The 16,585-nt window shown below is 73.6% G+C and carries 14 protein-coding genes; 10 read left to right on the top strand and 4 right to left on the bottom strand.

Features of this window, described 5'->3' with window-relative positions; all coding sequences use genetic code 11:
- The first annotated feature begins 24 nt into the window (after positions 1–24).
- From AB0J76_RS41080 to AB0J76_RS41045, 8 genes are all read left to right on the top strand, one after another.
- Entirely contained in the window at positions 25–1,065 is a 1,041-nt protein-coding gene (locus tag AB0J76_RS41080) for an ABC transporter permease (protein WP_352324758.1), read from the top strand.
- Positions 1,062–1,817: an ATP-binding cassette domain-containing protein gene (locus AB0J76_RS41075; RefSeq protein WP_352324759.1), complete on the top strand. Its 756-nt coding sequence runs from the start codon at positions 1,062–1,064 to the stop codon at positions 1,815–1,817. The genes AB0J76_RS41080 and AB0J76_RS41075 overlap by 4 nt, the downstream gene beginning before the upstream one ends.
- Before the next feature lie 108 nt (positions 1,818–1,925).
- The gene (locus tag AB0J76_RS41070; RefSeq protein WP_352324760.1) at positions 1,926–2,885 is read left to right on the top strand and encodes an alpha/beta hydrolase; all 960 of its coding nucleotides are present in this window, start codon (positions 1,926–1,928) and stop codon (positions 2,883–2,885) included.
- A gap of 88 nt (positions 2,886–2,973) precedes the next feature.
- Complete coding sequence (locus AB0J76_RS41065) at positions 2,974–3,390, top strand: nuclear transport factor 2 family protein (RefSeq protein ID WP_352324761.1); 417 nt, start codon at positions 2,974–2,976, stop codon at positions 3,388–3,390.
- Positions 3,391–3,602: 212 nt separating this feature from the next.
- Positions 3,603–4,922, top strand: coding sequence for an MFS transporter (locus tag AB0J76_RS41060; RefSeq protein ID WP_364392852.1), 1,320 nt, complete (start codon positions 3,603–3,605; stop codon positions 4,920–4,922).
- Positions 4,919–5,854 (top strand): hypothetical protein, encoded by a 936-nt coding sequence (locus AB0J76_RS41055; protein ID WP_364392849.1) that lies wholly within the window; start codon positions 4,919–4,921, stop codon positions 5,852–5,854. Before AB0J76_RS41060 ends, AB0J76_RS41055 begins: the two co-directional genes overlap by 4 nt.
- Positions 5,851–6,906 (top strand): DUF917 domain-containing protein, encoded by a 1,056-nt coding sequence (locus AB0J76_RS41050; protein ID WP_352329779.1) that lies wholly within the window; start codon positions 5,851–5,853, stop codon positions 6,904–6,906. Before AB0J76_RS41055 ends, AB0J76_RS41050 begins: the two co-directional genes overlap by 4 nt.
- Positions 6,903–8,408 carry a helix-turn-helix domain-containing protein gene (locus AB0J76_RS41045; RefSeq protein WP_352329781.1) on the top strand — a complete coding sequence of 502 codons (1,506 nt, stop codon included), beginning with the start codon at positions 6,903–6,905 and terminating at the stop codon, positions 8,406–8,408. Before AB0J76_RS41050 ends, AB0J76_RS41045 begins: the two co-directional genes overlap by 4 nt.
- 21 nt (positions 8,409–8,429) lie before the next feature.
- On the opposite strand, the gene AB0J76_RS41040 is transcribed toward AB0J76_RS41045, so the two are convergent.
- From AB0J76_RS41040 to AB0J76_RS41030, 3 genes are all read right to left on the bottom strand, one after another.
- Entirely contained in the window at positions 8,430–9,650 is a 1,221-nt protein-coding gene (locus AB0J76_RS41040) for a hypothetical protein (protein WP_352329783.1), read from the bottom strand.
- Between the two features lie 124 nt (positions 9,651–9,774).
- Entirely contained in the window at positions 9,775–11,415 is a 1,641-nt protein-coding gene (locus AB0J76_RS41035; protein ID WP_364392845.1) for a hydantoinase B/oxoprolinase family protein, read from the bottom strand.
- A complete protein-coding gene (locus AB0J76_RS41030) occupies positions 11,412–13,439 on the bottom strand; it encodes a hydantoinase/oxoprolinase family protein (protein WP_352329033.1) in 2,028 nt (675 codons plus the stop codon). The genes AB0J76_RS41035 and AB0J76_RS41030 overlap by 4 nt, the downstream gene beginning before the upstream one ends.
- Before the next feature lie 135 nt (positions 13,440–13,574).
- Here AB0J76_RS41030 and AB0J76_RS41025 point away from each other — a divergent pair, with 135 nt between their 5' ends.
- Positions 13,575–14,195, top strand: coding sequence for a YigZ family protein (locus AB0J76_RS41025; RefSeq protein ID WP_352329031.1), 621 nt, complete (start codon positions 13,575–13,577; stop codon positions 14,193–14,195).
- Positions 14,196–14,201: 6 nt separating this feature from the next.
- On the opposite strand, the gene AB0J76_RS41020 is transcribed toward AB0J76_RS41025, so the two are convergent.
- Positions 14,202–15,437 carry an isochorismate synthase gene (locus AB0J76_RS41020; RefSeq protein ID WP_352329030.1) on the bottom strand — a complete coding sequence of 412 codons (1,236 nt, stop codon included), beginning with the start codon at positions 15,435–15,437 and terminating at the stop codon, positions 14,202–14,204.
- A gap of 218 nt (positions 15,438–15,655) precedes the next feature.
- Here AB0J76_RS41020 and AB0J76_RS41015 point away from each other — a divergent pair, with 218 nt between their 5' ends.
- The gene (locus AB0J76_RS41015; RefSeq protein WP_352329028.1) at positions 15,656–16,486 is read left to right on the top strand and encodes a GDSL-type esterase/lipase family protein; all 831 of its coding nucleotides are present in this window, start codon (positions 15,656–15,658) and stop codon (positions 16,484–16,486) included.
- The last annotated feature ends 99 nt before the right edge of the window (positions 16,487–16,585 follow it).

Below are 16,585 nucleotides of genomic sequence, written 5' to 3'. Positions count from 1 at the left end.
GCATGAAGGCGGGGAGGGGCGCCGATGACGGCCGCCCCCGCGCGGGCCGACGAGCGGGTCGCCCGGGTCGGCCTGGCCCGCCGCCTGATCGTCCGGCCGGAGCTCGGCGCCGTGGTGGGGCTGGTCGTGGTGTTCGCGTTCTTCGCCGCGCAGTCGGAGGTGTTCCGCTCGCCGGCCGGGATCGCCAACTGGCTCGACCCGGCCGCCACGCTCGGGATCATGGCGGTCGCGGTGGCGCTGCTCATGATCGGCGGCGAGTTCGACCTGTCGGCGGGCGTGCTGACCGGCACCAGCGGGCTGATCCTGGTCACGCTGGCCACCCGTTACGGGTTCGGGGTGTGGCCGGCGATGCTGGCCGGGCTGGTCGTGGCGCTCGCCGTGGGGTTCGCCAACGGCCTGGTGGTGACCCGGACGAAGCTGCCCAGCTTCATCGTCACGCTGGGCACGTTCCTCATGCTGCAGGGCGTCAACCTCGGCGTCACCAAGGCCATCACCGGGACCGTCCAGGTCGGCGGGCTGCGCCGGGCGGCCGGGTTCGACGGCGCCAGCGCGCTGCTCGCGGGCACGATCCAGATCGGCGGCACGTCGTTCCGGGTGGCGATCCTGTGGTGGATCGCGATCACCGCGCTGGCCACGTGGGTGCTCATGCGCTCCAGGCCGGGCAACTGGATCTTCGCCGTGGGCGGCGACGAGCAGGCCGCGCGGGCGGTCGGGGTGCCGGCGGCCCGGACGAAGATCGCGTTGTTCATGACCACGGCGGTGGCCGCCTGGCTGGTCGGCTCGATCCTGGCGCTGCGCTACACCTCCGTCCAGGCCAACATCGGCATCGGGCAGGAGTTCATCTACATCATCGCGGCCGTCATCGGCGGCTGCCTGCTGACCGGCGGGTACGGCTCCGCCGTCGGCGCCTCCATCGGCGCGGTGATCTTCGGCATGGCCGACAAGGGCATCGTGTTCCTGGGCTGGGACGCCGACTGGTTCAAGTTCTTCCTCGGGGCCATGCTGCTGCTCGCCACGCTGGCCAACCGGATGGTCCGGCGCTACGCCGAGGAGGTGCGGCATTGATTCTGCAGACCCGCGACATCGGCAAGACGTTCGGCTCGGTGCTGGCCCTGCGCGGGGTATCGATGGGCGTGGAGGCGGGCTCGGTCACCTGCGTGCTCGGCGACAACGGCGCCGGGAAGTCCACCCTCATCAAGATCCTGGCCGGGGTGCACCAGCACGACACGGGGACCTACCTGGTGGACGGCGCCGAGGTGCGCTTCTCCAGCCCGCGCGAGGCGCTCGACCGCGGCATCGCCACCGTCTACCAGGACCTGGCGATGATCCCGCTCATGTCGGTCTGGCGGAACTTCTTCCTCGGCTCCGAACCCCGCAAGGGGATCGCCTTCGACGTGGCCGGGGCCCGGCGGACGGCGGCGGAGGAGCTGCGCGCCATGGGCATCGACATCCGGGACGTCGACCAGCCCGTCGGCACGCTGTCCGGCGGCGAGCGGCAGTCGGTCGCCATCGCCAGGGCCGTGCACTTCGGCGCGCGCGTCCTCATCCTGGACGAGCCCACCTCGGCGCTGGGCGTCAAGCAGGCGGGCGTGGTGCTGCGCTACATCGCCCGCGCCCGCGACCGGGGGCTCGGCGTGGTGTTCATCACCCACAACCCGCACCACGCCTACCCGGTCGGCGACCGGTTCCTGCTGCTCAACCGCGGGACCGGCATGGGGGAGTACGCCAAGTCCGACATCGGCAAGGACGAGCTGACCGCGCTGATGGCCGGCGGCGCGGAGCTGGCGGAGCTGGACCACGAGCTCCGGCGCGAATGAGCGCCGCTTGATGGGAATTTGACGCAACCGGGCGATCGGATCGAGGCAGGCCAAGGCAGGAACCGGGGTGGACCACACTGACGACCGGGGACGGCCACCGTGACGACGATGATCAGCAAGCAGATCGTGCTGGAGAAGGCGGCGCAGGAGTTCGCCGACGCCAACGCCAAGCGCCCCTTCATCTACGAGCTGCCGCCCGAGCAGGGCCGCGAGGTCCTGGAGAAGCTGCAGTCCGACCCGGGCGTGCCCAAGCCGGAGATCGACGAGGAGTGGATCCAGGTGCAGGGCGGCCCGACGGGCATCGTCCCGGTGCGCATCGTCAAGCCCAAGGGGGCCACGGGCACGCTGCCGGTCATCTTCTACATCCACGGCGCGGGCTGGGTGTTCGGCTCGGCGCACACGCACGACCGGCTCGTGCGCGAGCTGGCCGTGCGCACCGGCGCCGCCGTCGTCTTCCCCGAGTACGACCGCGCGCCCGAGGCGAAGTACCCCACGCAGATCGAGCAGAACTACGCCGCCGCCCAGTGGGTGGCCGAGCACGGCGCGGAGAAGGGCCTGGACCCCTCCCGCATGGCCGTGGCCGGGGACTCGGTGGGCGGCAACATGTCGATCGTGCTCACGCTCATGGCCAAGGAGCGCGGTGACGTGCGGCTGCTCGGCCAGGTGTTGTTCTACCCCGTCACGGACGCGAACTTCGACACCGAGTCCTACAAGCAGTTCGCCACGGGCTACTACCTCAACCGGGACGGTATGAAGTGGTTCTGGGACCAGTACACGACAGATCCGGCGCAGCGCGCGGAGAGCCACGCCTCGCCGCTGCGCGCGAGCGACCAGGAGCTGCGCGGCCTGCCGCCGGCCCTGGTGCTGAACGGCCAGGCCGACGTGCTGCGGGACGAGGGCGAGGCGTACGCGGCCCGGCTGCGGGAGGCGGGCAACGACGTCACGGCGGTCGAGCTGGCGGGGATGGTGCACGACTTCGCCATGGTGGACCTGCTGCGCGACACCAACGCCAACAAGGCCGCCATGAGCCTGGCGGTCGGCAAACTGCGCGAGTGGCTGAACCCCTGATCTACAAGGTAAAGACGCCTGCGTTCCACGCTGCCCATACGGTGAGAAAGAACGATATTTCTCCACCAAGCCAAAGGAGTACGGAAGCGTGGCACGCGACGCTGTCTGGGCCGTTATTACCGGCATGTACGACGCCTACGCGCGAGGCGACAGGCAGGGCATCGACCGGCTCCTCCACCCGGAGGCCACGATCTGGGACTCCGCCGAGCCCGGCCTGATCACCAGCAGGCGGCAGCTCGACAGAGTGCGCGACGCGCGGCCGTCGGACGGCCCGGCGGAGACCTCCGTCCGGCCCATCGACGAGATCGTGGACGTGTGGGGCGACACCGCCCTGGCCAGGTACCTGCTGCAGGTGGATTTCGAGCAGGGCGACCCCGAACTCGTCCGGACGACGAGCGTGCTGCGGCTGGTGGACGGCGAGTGGAAGATCGTGCACGTGCACGAGAACACGCTCAGCTCGTGCACCAGGCCGCACACCGACGACGTGCGCGCGGACACGCCCTGACGACGTGACCGGACGCGGGCACGCCGCGCGACGGCACCGGCGGTGACAGCGGCAGTGCCCCGGCAGCGACAGCGGCATGATTCCGGCAAGCGACCCCGGCAGTGCGCCGCGCACAGCCGGGCCGGCCCCGGCCGGGCGTCGCGCACACCGAGGCGGAAGGGGGACGGCCCTATGGTGCGGCAATACTTCGCGCCCCCCTCCGAGGAGCTTGCATGACCGCCACCGACGCACCGACGCTCCCCATCGGGGCGGCGTTCGACCGGATGCCGTTCTCCCGCCGGCACGTGCTCATCGCGCTCGCCCTGTTCATCGCCTTCGTCATCGAGTCCTGGGAGCAGCTGGCCCTGGTCTACGTCTCCGGCGACCTCGGGCCGGCGTTCGGCATCGACGAGGCCGGGATCGGCGTCGTGCTGTCGGCGGTGGCCTTCGGCATGATCCCCGGCGTGCTGGTCTGGGGGCCGCTCGCCGACCGCGTCGGACGCCGGCCGACCGCGTTCTGGTCGCTGCTGGCCTACGGCGTGATCGCGCTCGCCTCGGCGTTCGCGCCGAACATGGAGACCCTGGTCGCGCTCCGCGTCTGCTCCGGGCTCGCGCTGGCCGGGGTCTACACGATCACCTTCCCGCTCTTCCTGGAACTGCTGCCGACCAGGCACCGGGGCCGGGCCGCGGTCTACCTGTCGATCGGCTGGCCCATCGGCATGCTGGCGGCCATCGCCGCCTCGGTGACGCTCGGCGGGCTCGGCTGGCACGTCGTGGTCATCGCCAGCGCGGCGGCCGGGCTGTGGGCGTTCGCGATCAGGGCGTGGGTGCCCGAGTCGCCGTACTGGCTGGCCGCTCGCGGGCGGCAGGAGGAGGCGCGGGCCGTGCTCCGTCTCCTGGGCAGCCCCGACGCCGAGGCCACGTTCACAGTCGCCGGGACTGTGGCGAGCGAGCGCGCGGGCAACCCCATGGACCTGTTCCGCGGCCGGCTGGCCCGGATCACCGTGCTCATGCTGCTGCTCAACTTCGTCTTCAACTGGGGCTACTGGGGGCTGCAGACCTGGCTGCCGACGCTGCTGCAGGCCAAGGGCCTGTCGCTGTCGGCCTCGCTCGGCTTCGCCGCGCTCAGCGCGCTGATGATGATCCCCGGGTACGTGAGCGCGTCCCTGCTGACCGGCCGGTTCGGCCGCAAGAAGGTCTTCCTGTTCTACGTGGTCGCCGCGGTGCTGGGCGGCCTGTGGTTCGCCACCGCGAGCAGCCTGACCGGCCTGTACCTGGGCAACTTCGTCCTGTCGTTCTTCAGCCTGGGCGCGTGGGGCGTCTGGAACACCTGGAACGGCGAGTTCTACCCGACCGCCCTGCGCGGCACCGGCTACTCCTGGGCCACGGCCTCCCAGCTCGTGGCCACCACGGTCGCGCCGTCGGCCGTGGGCGCGCTGCTGGCCCACGCCACCGGCTTCACCGCGACGATGCTGGTGATCAACGCGTTCATGGTGGCCACGGCGCTGCTGGCCATGCCGCTGCCCGAGACCGAAGGGCGCGAGCTGGAGTGATCCTCGGCGTCGCGCTGGACGGGCCGTCGCCGGCGGTGGTGGCCGTCGGCGACGGCGCGCCGCCGTCGCAGGCCGTACGCGCCTGCGTGGCGGTCGACCTCGACGGGATGCCGCGCGCGCCGGTGGCCGCGATCCGCGTCGGCGGACCGTGCCCGCCGGTGCTGCGGCCGGTGGCCGACCCGGGGGTGGCCACGATCGTGCGCGGCGGGCACAGCCTGACCGGCCGCCCGCTGGCTCCGCTGGACACCGGCGCGGTGCGCGCCTTCGCCGCCGGCTGCGGCCTGCTCGACTTCGCGGTGACGGCGACCGGCTCGCCGATGCTGGCCGACCACGAGCTGGCGGTGGCCGCGATCATCGCCGCCGAGGTGCCCGCGGCCAGGATCACGCTGTCGTACGAGTTCGGCCGCCCCGGCCTGCGGGAACGTGAGGCGCACGCGATCCGGAACGCGGCGCTCGGCCCCGAGGCGGGCCGGATCGCCGACCGGGTGGCGCGGGAGCTGCCCGGGGTGCCGGTGTTCTTCGCCCGCACCGGCAGCGGCCTGGTGTCGGCGCACTACTTCCGCAGGTACCCGCGGGCCTGCGACCGCGGCGGGACGACCAGCCTGCGCCGCGGCCGGGCCGCCCTGGCCACGGCGGACGTCCCGGCGCCGTTCCAGGTGATCGAGCCGGCGGGCGAGGACCTGCTGGCCGCGGCCTACGGGGCGGCGCTCGCCCGTCCCGAGGCCCAGGTGGAGCGCATCGTGCAGGCCCGCGGCCGGGCCGAGCTGGACCGGGCGCTGCAGGACGCCAGGGACGAGGCCCTGACCCGGGTGGTCAGCGCCGGCGCCGCGCCCGGCTTCGCCCGGATCGCCGAGACCACCGTCAACCCGCTGTCCTACCTGCCCGACGGCTTCTACCGGGTGCGCGTCACGGCCGAAGGCGCGACGCCGTGACCCGGCTCGTCGGCCCCGATGAGCTGCGCCGCTTCTCGGCGGGGTCGCGGCTGTTCGCCACGGGCGCGGGCGAGTCGTCCTACGGTCTCACCCTCGCCTGGGCGGAGTCGGTGCTCGGCGACGGCGTCGAGCTGGCCGCCGCGCACGAGCTGGACCCGGGGACGTTGTGCATGGTGGTCAGCCTGGTCGGGTCCACGACCGCGCTGGGCGAGCAGCTGCCCGCGGGCGACGAGCCCGTACGGGCGGTGCGGGCGCTGGAGCGGCGGCTGGGGGAGCGGGCCGGCGCCGTGGCGGCGCTCAACCTGGCGGCCGAGAACGCGCTGATCCCGCTGGTCGCCGCGGCGGCCCTGGGCGTGCCGCTGGTCGACGGCGACGGGACGGGCCGGGTGTTCCCGCTGGTGGAGCAGACGACGTACACGCTGGGCGGGCTGAGCGCGTCCCCGATGGCGCTGGCCGGGGCGTCGGGGGAGCTGGTGCTGCTGGAGACCGCGGGCGGCCGGGTGGAGGAGCTGCTGCGTCCCGTCGTGCTGGCGGTGGGCGGGTGGGCGGTGGCCGCCTGCTACCCGATGGCGGCCCGGGACCTGGCACGGGTGCTGGTGCCGGGCACGGTCAGCCTGCTGCTGGCGGCCGGGGTGACCGGCGCACCGCGCTCGGCGGCGGCCCCGTACGGGGTGCGCACGCTGTGCGCGGGCCGCATCCTGGCCGTCGAGGGCAGCACGGGGCACGGCGCCGACGTGGCCATGCCCTCGCTGCCCTCCAGCATCGTGGTGCAGGAGACGGGCGGCCTGCGCAGGCTCGTCCGGCTGGAGGCGCACAACGAGATCGTGCTCGCCCTGGCCGACGGGGCGCCGGTGGCGATGGCGCCGGACCAGATCTGCATGATCTCGTCGGCCGACGGCCTGGTCGTGGACGTCGACAAGGCGGCGCCCGGCATGGAGGTGGAGATCATGGTGGTCAAGGCCGCGCCGGTCTGGCACACGGACGCGGGGCTCGCGCTGGGCGGGCTGCGGGCGTTCGGGATCCCGTTCGAGCAGCGGGCGGAGTCGCCGTGAGCGGCCTGCGCGAGCCCGGCTGGGAGGCGCCGGTCACGGTGGCGGAGCTGGTCAACGCGGGCCCGCTGGCCGGGGCCCGGATGTACGGCAGCGGCGACAACCCCGTGCACCAGGTCCGCATCGTGGACGACCTGTCGGTGTTCGGTGCGGTGACGCCGCACACGGCGGTCGTGCTGATCGGCGCGGCGGCCGGCGGCGGCTGGGCGGTCGAGATGGCCATGCGCCGGGCCTGGGAGCAGGCGGCGGCCTGCGTGATCGCGCCGTCGGGCGGCCTGAGCGCGGGGTCGGGCGAGGTGCTGGCCGAACGGCTCGGCGTCACCCTGATCTTCGTGGACGAGGACCCGCTGATCGTCGCCGTCCGGGTCGCCTCGGCGGCCTCCAGGCCGGAGGCGGCCCGCACCCAGCTCGTCGCCCGCTGCGCGACCCGGCTGGCCGACGCCGGCCCCTCGGCGCGGCGGGTGCTCGGGGTGCTCAACGCCGAGCTGCCCGGCACGTCGGTGGCCTTCCTCGACCGGTACGGCCTGCACGTCGCCGGCCGCCAGAGCGCCGCCCGCGCGCCGGGCGAGCACGAGCCGGCCCGGCCGCCGGGGTCCCGGTGGGCGGCCGAGGTCGAGGTGCCCGGACAGGAGGGCCCGGCGCTCGGGACGCTGGTGGCCGCCGGCACGTCCCGCTCGCCCGGCTGGCCCGCGGTGGTGCGGACCGTGCTGGGCCTGGCGGTGGCCCCGCTGGCGGCGTGGGCGGCCCAGGAGCGCCTGCGCGCCTCGCGCGACTTCGCGCTGCAGTCGGCGCTGGCCCGGCGGCTGCTCGCGGTCGGCCGGCCGGCCCACGAACCGGCCGGCGACGGCGGCATCTGGCTGGAGGGAGCCCCCGCGGAGGCGGTGGCGCTGGGGTGGGGGGTGCGCGGCACGCTGACCGCCTACCACGTCCGCCCGATGGGGGCGCTGGCCGACGACGGGCCGCTGGTGCAGGCGCTGGTCACCGCGGCGCTGGGCCAGGTTCCGGTGCTGCGGCGCGGCGAGGGCTGGGCCGGGTGGTCGCCGGAGCCGCCCGGCGACCTCGCCGAGCACCTGCGGCGCTGCGTGCACGGCATGCCCTGGCCGTGCGCGGCCGGGGTGGGCGCGGCGGTGGAGGGGCTGGAGGCGGTGGAGGAGTCGCTGCTCGGCGCCGAGGCGGCGGCGTTCGTGGCCGGGGCGGGCACGGTGGCCCGCGCCGACCGGATGGGACCGGCCGAGCTGCTCGGCGCGCTCCCGGCGGGGGTGCTGCGCGCGCCGGCGACCGTCGTGCTCCAGCCGCTGCTGGCCGTCGACAAGGACGGCACGCTGCTGGTGACGCTGGCCGCCGTGCTGGACGAGGGCGGCGCGCTCAAGGCCGCCGAACGCCTGGGCGTGCACCGCAACACGGTCACCACCCGCCTGGACCGCATCAAGGCCGCCGGCTTCGACCTGGACGACGCCGCCACCCGCCTGGCGCTGCAGCTGGCCTGCCACGTGCTGCTGCGCTGAGCCGGGGGCGGCGTCGCCGGATCAGTAACCCCTGCTCAGGTGGACGCCCGCGCCGACCTTGCGCCGCTTCCCGACGCCGTCGAGGAGGTTGCCCGAGGAGGCGACCGACATCGACTCGCCCTCGCCCTTGGCCAGCAGGATGCCGGTCTCGCGCTTGGTGTCGTGGCCGACGACGGTGTTGCCGGTGATCGCGGCGTGGCCCGCGCCGTAGTTGACCGCGTCCAGCGCCAGGTAGACGAAGTCCACGCCGTCGGGGAGCGGGCCGGTCGCGGCGATCTTGCGCTCGGGCGGCGCCGCACCGCTCTGGCGGGCCTTGCGCAGCTCGGCCAGCGCGTTCGGGGGCGGCAGGAACTTGTGCACGCGGTTGCCGGTGATCGTGGTGGCGGCGTCGCCCTGCAGGTCGCAGCGGATGCCGTAGTACGTCTGGCCCGTCGTGCTCTCGGCGCCGAAGTCCTCGATGTAGTTGTCCTGGATCGAGGTGCCGAAGCAGCGGTGGGCGTCGATGGCGTTCTTCGGGGTCGCGTACAGGTGCAGGCCGCTCATCGTCCAGCCGGCCGCGTTGTCGCTCTGGATGGCGTGGGTGCCGCTGAAGCCGATCCAGGAGCGCTGCAGCGTCCAGTCGGTGACGGAGTTGCCGGGGTCGACGACGCGGATCCCGGCCTCGGCGGCGCCCTCGATGTAGACGTCGCTGATGACGCTGTTGACCATCGTGTTGCGCAGCGTCGTGCCGTTCCTGGACGGGTTGCTGATGCGGATGCCGTCGGACGGCGTGCCGTAGATGTCCACGTCGTAGACCCGGGTGTTCCACGAGCGCAGCAGCAGGCCGACCGTGCCGGTGTTGTGGTCGCGGTTGCCGTCGATGGTCAGCCGCTCGACGCGCACGCTCTCGCCGCTGAACTCGGTGTCCTCCAGCCAGCCCTTGGAGGCCAGCACCGCGGGCAGGTTGGCGCCGTCGGCCTGCTTGAGCACCGTGCCGGCCTTGGCGTCGCCCCGGTAGGTGCGCCGGTCGGCCAGGCTGATCGTGGTGTTGATCAGGCACGGCCCCTTGATGACGATCTCGTCGCCGTCCTTGGAGGAGTCGATGGCGGCCTGGATCGCCGCGGCGTCGCCGGGGGCGTCGGAGCAGGCGGCCTCCACCCGGGCGGCCGAGGCGGGCGCGGCCGGCGTCAGCACGGCGACCGCGGCCAGGCCCGCGGCGAGCGCGGCCGAGCCCGCGAGAAGGCGCGTTCGTAACGCAGTCATGAGAGTCCCCTCGTGAAGATGGTCATGACGGGGACACAGCCTCCCCAGGCTTCGCGTGCCCCCGCGTTGTCGATCATCTTCACAGACCGGAGAACAATCCGTGCGATTTTCGGTCGGATGCGGATCAGTTCGTGATCATGCCCTCGGCCAGGTCGGCCGCGCGCGCCTGCGGGGAGCGGCGGTCGGCCGGGCCGTAGCCGCCGCCTCCGCCGGACTCGCAGCGCAGCACGTCACCGGCCGACACCGGCAGGGCGTTGACCTTGAGCATCCGGCGCTCGCCCGCCGTGCCCGGGTTGAGCGTCACCCGCGGGGGAGCGCCCGCCGCGCCGCCGGCCAGCCCCCACGCCGGCGTGACCGAGCGCTCGAACCACAACGACAACGAGGTGTCGCCGCAGAACTCGTACTCCCGCACCACGCCGTTGCCGCCGCGCCACTGACCGGCGCCGCCGGTGTCCGGGCGCACCTCGTACCGGCGCACCCGGACCGGGAACAGCGTCTCCAGCACCTCGATCGGCATGTCCCGCAGCGAGCCGTTGACGTTGTTGATCAGGCACGACTCGCCGTCGCCGCCCTCCCACGCCCCCCAGCCGCCGACGGTGGCCTCCTGGGAGACGTACAACTTCCCGGTACGCGGGTCCGTCCCGGTGAACTGCACGATCATCGAGTCCCCGTACGAGGCCGCCGCCGCCTTGCCCGGCAGCGCCGGGGCCAGCGCCTTGACCACCAGGTCGATGAGCAGCCCGAGGTGGGAGTAGTAGTACTGGCAGGCGGCCGGCGACCGCGCGGCCAGCATCGAGCCCGGCCGGGTCTCGACGCTCAGCGGGCGGAAGGAGCCGCCGTTGAGCGGCACGTCCCCCGACACCAGCAGCTTGTACCCCACCCGCACCGCCGCCACGGCCTGCGCCGCGCCGCAGTTGACCGGCCCGCGGGCCTGGTCGGCGCAGTCGGTCAGGTCCACGTGCATCGACTCGCCCGACACCGTGACGCGCACGTTCACCGGCAGCGGCGTGGCCAGGTCGACGCCGTCGTTGTCGAGGAAGCCGGACGCCTCGTACACGCCGTCGGGGATCGCGGCGATGGCCTGGCGTTCCATGCGCTCGGTCTGGGCGAAGATCTCGTCCCGGGCGGCCATGACCGTCTCCAGGCCCCAGCGCGAGACGATCTCCTGCAGCCGCCGCTGCCCGGTCATCGCGCAGCTCACCTGGGCCCGCATGTCGCCGAGGGTGGCGTGCGGGAAGCGCACGTTGCGGGCGATCACCTCGTGCAGGTCGCGGCACGGCCGCCCGCCCGCGTACACCTTCACCGGGCCCAGCCGCAGGCCCTCCTGGAAGATCGAGGTGGAGTCCATCGAGCCGCCCGGGTCCTTGGAGCCGACGTCCAGCCAGTGGGCGCGGGAGGCGGCGAACCCGGCCAGCTCGCCGCCGGCGAAGATCGGGCCGTAGACGGTGACGTCGTTGAGGTGGGTGCCGCCGACGTAGGAGTCGTTCAGCACCCACACGTCGCCCTCCTGCCACACCTCGCGGCCGTACATGCGCTCGGTCTCGCGGGTGCACACCTCCAGGTTGCCCAGGAAGATCGGCAGGCCGGACGACTGCCCCAGCACGTTGTGGTCGCGGTCGAGCAGCGCCACCGCGCAGTCTTTGGCCTCGTAGATCACCGGCGTGTACGAGCTGCGGATCAGCGTGGTGTTCATGTCCTCGGCCGCCTGCAGCAGAGCACACCGGATGATCTCGGTGGTGACCGCGTCGATCATCGGGTCGATCATTGGACGTCCACCTTCACGATGAGGAAACCGTTGTCGTCGACGGCCGCCAGGCAGCCCGGCGGGATGACCGTGGTCGCGGTCTCCTCGACCACGATCGCGGGCCCGGCGAACGAGCCGGACAGGCCCGCCCGCCGCAACACGGGCGTGCGGTGCACCACCCCGTCGAAGATCACGTCCCGGACGTTCCCGGACGTCTCCTCGCGCGGCTCGGCGGCCCCGGCGGCGGCGCGCGGGAAGGAGCCGAACCCGGTGCTGCGCAGCATGACGAACTCGACCGGCGCCTCGGGGGTGGCGTGGCCGTACCGGCTGGTGTGGGCCTCGGCGTAGCGGGCCGCGACCGCGGCGAGGAAGCCCGGCTCGCCCGGCTCGGCGGCGTCGCGCAGCGGGACGGTGAGCGTGTAGTCCTGGCCCTCGTAGCGCATGTCCACGGCGTGCTCGACCCGGCGCCGCTCCTCCGGGACGCCCTGCCCGGCCAGCGCCTCCAGCGCCTCCCGCTCCAGTCTCGCCAGGTTCGCGGCCAGGTCGTCGCCGTCGAGCGTGTCCTGCGGCCGGAAGTACGGGTGCGTCAGGTCCCGCCGCACGTCCGCCTCCAGCATCCCCCAGGCCGAGAACGCCCCCGGGAAGCGCGGCACGACCACCTCGGAGATGCCCAGCTCGCGGGCGATGAAGACGGCGTGCATCGCGCCCGCGCCGCCGAAGGCGACCAGCGCGAACTCCCGCGGCTCCACCCCGTGCTCGACCGTCAGCGTGCGGATCGCCTGGGCCATCTTGGCGTTGGCCACGTCGCACACGCCCTCGGCCAGCCGCAGCGGGTCCAGGTCCAGCTCCCGCGCCAGCGTGACCACGGCCGCGCCCGCCGCCTCCTCGTCCAGCGTCATCAGCCCGCCCGCGAACCAGGCCGGGTCCACCCGGCCGAGCACCACGTTCGCGTCGGTCACGGTGGGCCGGGTGCCGCCCCGGCCGTAGCAGGCCGGGCCCGGCACGGCCCCGGCCGACTCCGGGCCGACGCGCAGCGCGCCCGCCTCGGCGTAGGCGATCGAGCCGCCGCCCGCGCCGATGGTGTGCAGGTTCACGATGGGCATGAGCACCGGGTAGCCCTCGATGCGGGCCTCGGCGCTGACGTCGGGCCGTCCGTTCACCACGAGCGAGACGTCGAAGGAGGTGCCGCCCATGTCCACGCAGATCGCGTTCTCCCGGCCCAGCATGCGGGCCGCGGCGACGCCGCCCATCGTGCCGCCGACCGGCCCCGACAGCAGGGTCTGCAACGGCCGCCGCATCGCGTACGAGGCGTTGACCAGCCCGCCCGACGACTGCATCACGTGCACCGGCACCGACAGGCCGCGCTCGGCGAAGCGCCGCTCGATCCTGGCCAGGTACCTGCGCACGACCGGCCCGGTGTAGGCCTCCAGCACGGCCGAGGAGGTGCGCTCGTACTCGCGCCACTCCCGCGCGACCTCGTGCGAGAGCACCACGAGCACGTCCTCGCCCAGCTCGGCCCGCAGGATCTCGCCCGCGCGCAGCTCGTGCGCGGGGTCGGCGAAGGAGAACAGCAGGCACACGGCGACGGCTTCGAAGCCCTCCTCGCGGGCGCGCCGCGCGGCCCGCCGCACCGCCTCCTCGTCGAGGGGCTCCAGCTCGCGGCCCCGGTGGTCGAGACGGCCGCCGGCCTCCATGACGTCCTGACGCGGCACGAGCGGCGACGGCTTGCGGTAGCGCAGGTCGAACATGCGGTCGCGGTTGCCGCGGGCGATCCGGTAGACGTCCCCGGCGCCCCGGCTCGCCAGCAGCAGCACCCGCGCGCCCTTGCGCTCCAGCAGGGCGTTCAGTCCCTGCGTGGTGCCGTGCACGAAGAAGGAGATGTCCGCGGGGTCGTCCACGACCCGGCCGAGCGCGGCGAACACGCCCTCGGCCAGGTCCCCCGGCGTGGTGGGCGCCTTCGAGGCGGTGACGGCCCCCGTGCGCTCGTCGTAGCAGACGACGTCGGTGAAGGTGCCGCCGATGTCCATGGCGACGCGATAGGTCATGCGCCGCACCGTACGCGCGGGACGGCGCCGCGATCATGGGCGTCCTGCACAGGGAAGGGCCGCCTCCCGTGCATCGCGCTCAACCCGGTGCACCCGCTCAGAAATCTACAACGTAAAGGCGGTAGCCTGGCGGGCGTGTCCCAGTCGTACCTCACCCTCGCGACCGGCGTCGAGCACGAGACCGAGGTGCGCCGCTCCCGGTTCGTCTGCGCGCTGGCCCCCGCCCGTACCGTCGAGGAGGCCGCCGCCTTCATCGCCGCCCGCCGCCGCGAGCACGCCGGCGCCACCCACAACTGCACCGCGTACGTGATCGGCGGGCGGCTGCAGAAGGGCGACGACGACGGCGAGCCCGGCGGCACGGCGGGCACGCCGATGGTCCAGGCGTTGGTCGGCCGGGGGTTCAACGACGTGGTCGCGGTGGTCACGCGCTATTTCGGCGGCGTCCTGCTGGGCGCGGGCGGGCTGGTGCGCGCCTACGGGGGAGCGGTGACCGAGACGCTCGACCTGGTGCAGCCGGTGCGGATGGTCCCGGCCAGGCTGGTGAGCGTCTCGGTGGCCCACGACCAGGCCGGCCGGGTGGAGAACGACCTGCGCGCCTCCCGCTACGCGCTGCGCGAGGTGACCTACGCGGCCGGGGTGACGTTCTCGGTGGCGGTGGGGGAGGACGAGGTGGCGGCGTTCGGCGAGTGGGTGGCCGCGCTGACGGCCGGCCGGGCCCGCGTCGAGGTGGGCGAGGGCGTGCACGTGCCCGGCTGAGGCCGCTCAGCCCTCCAGGGCGTACTGCATGACGCGGAACTTGGCCTGGGCCTCGGCCAGCTCGGCGGCCGGGTCGGAGTTGCCCATGATGCCGCCGCCGGCGAACAGCCGGGCGCGGTTGCCCTCGATCAGCCCCGAGCGCAGGGCGATGCCCCATTCGCCGTCGCCGTGGGCGTCGATCCAGCCGACGGGGCCCGCGTAGCCGGCGCGGTCCATGCCCTCCAGCTCGCGGATGACCTTGATGGCGGTGTCGGTCGGGGTGCCGCCGACGGCGGCGGTGGGGTGCATGGCGGCCACCACGTCGAGCACGGACGCGCCGTCGGCCAGCCGCCCGGTGACGTGGCTGGCCAGGTGCTGGACGTTGGGGAGCACGAGGAGTTCGGGCTCGTCGGGGGTGTGCAGGGAGGAGCAGAGGGGGGCGAGGGTCTGGCGCACGGAGGCGATGGCGCACTCGTGCTCGTGGCGGTCCTTCTGGGAGGCGAACAGCGCGGCGCCGCGGGCGACGTCGTCGGCCGGGCCGGTGCCGCGGGCGGTGGTGCCGGCCAGGACGAGGGACTCGATCTCCTGGCCGGTGCGGCGGATGAGCAGTTCGGGGGTGGCGCCGACGAGGCCGGCGACGGAGAAGGTGTAGCACTCGGGGTAGCGCCGGGCCAGCCGGGTCAGCAGCAGGCGCACGTCGATGGGGTGCTCGGCGGTGGCGAGCAGGTCGCGGGCGAGCACGACCTTCTCCAGCTCGCCGTCGCGGATGCGGCGGGCGGCTCGGGCGACGACGTGCTCCCATTGGGGGGCGGTGAGGCTGCCGTCGCCGTAGCTGATGCGGCCGGGCTCGCGGATGGGGCTGAAGGTCTCCAGCGGGGCCTCGCCGACGGTGGTGAGCCAGGCGCGGCCGCCGCGGCGGGCGAGCACGGCGCGGGGGACGACGAGCACGGACCCGGGGGCGTCCTCGTCGAAGGTGAAGCTGCCGAAGGCGACGGGGCCGGAGCCGGAGCCGGGGGCGCGCCCGGCGTCGTCGGCGGGTGCGTCGCCGAGGACGGTGCGCAGCCACTCGCGGGCCCAGGCGAAGCGGCCGGGGCCCGGCGGCACGGCGACGCGGGCGGCCTGGCCCCATCCCACCAGGCCCTCGCCGTTCCTGATCCAGGCGTAGGGCGCCGTCTTCGGGAGGGATGCCAGCAGGTCACCGGGGTCGCCGACAGGGGTGGTGCGAACCGGTAGCGGGCGGGTTGTTCCGAGCGCGACACTCACTCAAGACACTCTATGCGGGAACTGAACACGTTCGACTCGGACCCCCGTTAATGCGGTGTTACTGCCCACGAGCCAGGAAATAACCGGATCTTGACGTTTATTGAGGGCGCCCAGGTCGCGGACGCACTGTCAAGCGGCGATAGGAAGACGGTCCTGAAATGGCAGACCTCCCCTGAAGGTCATGGTGCGGCCATGATCGACTCCCTACCTTTGGGGCCATGATCGGTCGTCTGTCCCCCGTCGTCACCGCCCTCCTCGTCCTGGCCGCCTCGGGCCCCGCGCAGGCCGTCGTCGCAGCTCAGCCCGTCCCTGAGACGATGGCGGCGCTGGGCGACTCGATCTCCACGGGCTTCAACGCCTGCGGCTGGTACGTCTCCTGCGCGGCCCGCTCCTGGGCGGCCGGCGACAACGCGCAGGTGGACAGCCACTACCTCCGGCTGCGGGGCCTGGCTGGAACGCTCCATCGGGAGAACTTCGCGGTGCCCGGTTCCACGAGCGCCGACCTGCTCGGTCAGGTCAACCAGGCGATCGCGGCGAAGGCCGATTATGTGACGATCCTCATAGGCGCCCAAGACGCGTGCAAGCGCACCGAGCGGGAGATGACGCCGGTCGCGCTCTACCGCCGGCGCATGGACGCCGCGCTGTCGGCCCTGCGTGCCGGCATGCCGCAGGCCAGGGTGTTCATCGCCAGCGTCCCCGATCTGCGGCGGTTGTGGCAGGTCGGCAAGGGCAACCCGCTGGCCCGTACGTTCTGGACCGTCGGGAGGATCTGCCAGACGATGCTGGCCGACCCGGCCTCGGTGAAGAAGGCCGACGTCGAGCGGCGGGCCCGGGTGCGGGCGCGGGTGATGGCCTACAACAGGGAGGCGGCGCTGGCCTGCGCGGCGATGGGGCCCTCCTGCGACACCGACGAGGGCGCGATCTTCTCCTTCCCGTTCACGCTCGACCACGTCAGCAAGTGGGACTTCTTCCACCCCAACCTCGCCGGGCAGAAGGCGCTGGCCGAGCAGACGTTCGAGCACGGCTTCGTCTGGGAGGACCCGCGCTAGGTCGCCCCTGCTGAGTGGCCGCCTTCCGGCACGCGGGAAGAAAAGCCGCGTACGCCGCGAAGGATGGGTGAAAGTAATGATCACCCACCGGAAGGCACA

Origin of the sequence: Nonomuraea sp. NPDC049624 (assembly GCF_040675255.1) — a bacterium.
GTDB lineage: Bacteria > Actinomycetota > Actinomycetes > Streptosporangiales > Streptosporangiaceae > Nonomuraea.
The sequence above is the reverse complement of the archived record's forward strand: the minus strand, read 5'-3'. Positions and strand labels throughout refer to the sequence as shown.